Origin of the sequence: Nocardiopsis chromatogenes YIM 90109 (genome assembly GCF_000341185.1) — a bacterium.
Lineage (GTDB): Bacteria > Actinomycetota > Actinomycetes > Streptosporangiales > Streptosporangiaceae > Nocardiopsis_A > Nocardiopsis_A chromatogenes.
In genome coordinates, this window is sequence record NZ_ANBH01000315.1 from 1 (window position 1) to 2,336 (window position 2,336).

Here is a 2,336-nt window from a genome sequence, read left to right on the forward strand (position 1 = left end):
CCTCAGGACGGTGGGGCCGCCGTGCGGCCGTGCGAGGACGTTCGCGGCGGGTGACGCCTCTGATCGCGCTGCTTGCATCTGCCCTCCGGGGGAGCGTGCGCGGGGAGTGTGTGGTGGCCGGTCTCGCGCCGTGGAGCGAGCGTCTCGGCATGCGGACAGCGGACGCGGTCGTCTCCGGCGACAACGGTAACCGCGCGGACGCCGGTGTTCAACGCCGGCTCCCGGTGGCGTCCCGGTCGAGTGCGCGGCTCGGAGGTGCAGGGGCGCCGCCCTCCCCGGCGGAGGAGGGCGGCGCCGGTCCATGGGGCGGCGTTCGGGCCACGCGACTCTGCGCGGCAGGCCGTGTTCCGAACGACGTCCCTGGTGGGCGGCAGCGTGAGCGGGGTGACGCTGCCGCCGGGGCGGCCGGGTCCCGGTCGTGGACCGCGGGGCCGCCGGGCCTCAGCGCGGCGCGGTGCACCCGGCGTCGGCCGCCAGGTCGTCGAAGTCGCCGAGCTTGGCCCCCCGGACGAACGCGTCGATCTCGGCCGGGGTGTAGATCAGCGCCGGGCCGTCGGGGTGGCGGGAGTTGCGCACGGCGATGTCCCCGCCGGGCAGCCGGGCCAGTTCGACGCAGTTGCCGCTGGGGTTGCTCAGCGAGCTCTTGCGCCACACGGCGCCCGCGAGCCGGTCGGCCGGCGCGCCGTTGCGTGCCGGGACGGCCTGGGTCATACGTGCCTCCTTCGGGTGGGTGCGGCGGCCGGGGACCGGCGGTGCCGAGATCAGGGTATGCACGTGCATCCGTGTTTGCATCCGTGCTTACGTCGTCCAACCATAATCTTCGCTTCAGTGGAGAAATGCACCGCACGGCAATAAGTCGGACAGTAACCGGGGAGCCGCCGTCGGTGTCCCGCCGGTGGTCACGGCCGGGCGGCGGCCCGGAGAGGGCGTCCGGATCCGGTCGGCCGGATGCGGCCCGCGCCGTGCGGCGCCCCTCGCCGCCCCCGGCCGGGGCCGACGGAGAACGTGCAGGTCGTTCCGGGTGGGGGCAAAGTGGATGCGGGGGCCCAGGTGGACCTCCGGGGCCGTTCGGCCTGGTTTCGGTACGTTTCGATAACAAAGCGACCGGGGGGCGACAACCGCCACACGCCTCATTAGACTGCTGGGGTGACTGCGGTCGTGCACGTGCATCCGTGCTTACAGGTGTAATCCACGCCAGGAGCGCCGGCGGCCTCGGTCGGACGAGCCGAAACCCAGCAGCAGCCAGCAGTGCAAGGGACGACATGACCACGCACCCCGCTTACTCAGGCTCCGGAGACCTGTTCTCGGCGGCGTTCGGCGATCGGCTGCAGCCGACCGGCGGCCCCGCCTCCTGCTGGAGGGGCCTGTCCCCCGCCCCCCTGCCCGTCGGCGACCGCCTGGTCCGCGGCGCCACAGCGGTCCAGGGCCTGGGGTTCCACGCCACCTCGGTCAAGCAGGCCCGCGACTTCACCACCGGCGTCCTGGCCACCTGGGGACTGACCCGGCTGCGCTCCGACGCGCTGCTGGTGGTCTCGGAGATGGTGACCAACGCCTGCCGCCACGCCGCCCCCACGGTGGGACCGCCCGGCGACTGGTCCATCCAGTTCGGCCTGGTCCGCCGCGGCACCCGACTGGAATGCCTCGTCTTCGACCCCAGCAAGGCCGTCCCTGTCCGGGTCGACCCCGACCGGTGCGCCGAAGGCGGCAGAGGCCTCCACCTCATCGACTCCTTCAGCTCCGAATGGGGCTGGGACCTCCTCGAGGGCCAGGGCAAGGTCGTCTGGGCCGCCTTCGACGACGACGCGAACTGACCGCCCGCCGGTCCCCGAGACCCCCACACCTCCCGCCCCGACCCCCGACCCGCCCCCGCACCGGATCCCGCGGCGACGTCCCCCACAGACCCCGCGGTTCCCGAACCCCCGCCCCCGCAGCCGACCCCGCTCCCTTTCCTCCCCCACGGGCCCACCGCCGCGGATGAAGAACCTCTCATCCCCCCTTCATCTCCGTGAGCGCACGAACGCGCGATGATCGAGCCATGACCCCGCTGATCTCGACGGCGCGACAGTTCGGCCCCCGCCTCCGGCGCACGCCCCCGAGGGGGCGCCCGTGAGCCGCATCCTCATCGCCGAGGACGAGGAGCGCATCGCCTCGTTCGTCCGCAAGGGGCTGGTCGCCAACGGGTTCGCCGCCACCGTCGTGGGCACCGCCCGCGAGGCGGTCGACCACGCCCTGTCCGGCGGCTTCGACCTGATGGGGCTCGACCTGGGGCTGCCCGACGGCGACGGCTTCGCGGTGCTGCGCCGCCTGCGCGAAACCGGCTCCCCCCCCCCGGGGGG

3 protein-coding genes are annotated in these 2,336 nt (G+C 73.9%); 2 read left to right on the top strand and 1 reads right to left on the bottom strand.

Translation table 11 applies throughout. The annotated features are described in order from the left end of the window. Nucleotides 1-441: 441 nt before the first annotated feature. The gene (locus D476_RS0127875) at nt 442-711 is read right to left on the bottom strand and encodes a DUF397 domain-containing protein (protein ID WP_017627179.1); all 270 of its coding nucleotides are present in this window, start codon (nt 709-711) and stop codon (nt 442-444) included. A gap of 551 nt (nt 712-1,262) precedes the next feature. Here D476_RS0127875 and D476_RS0127880 point away from each other — a divergent pair. Both D476_RS0127880 and D476_RS0127885 read left to right on the top strand, forming a co-directional pair. Next, complete coding sequence (locus tag D476_RS0127880; protein ID WP_017627180.1) at nt 1,263-1,811, top strand: ATP-binding protein; 549 nt, start codon at nt 1,263-1,265, stop codon at nt 1,809-1,811. A 295-nt stretch (nt 1,812-2,106) separates the two neighbouring features. Beyond that, nucleotides 2,107-2,336: response regulator transcription factor (locus D476_RS0127885; protein ID WP_017627181.1), on the top strand; the 230-nt coding region annotated here is incomplete at its 3' end.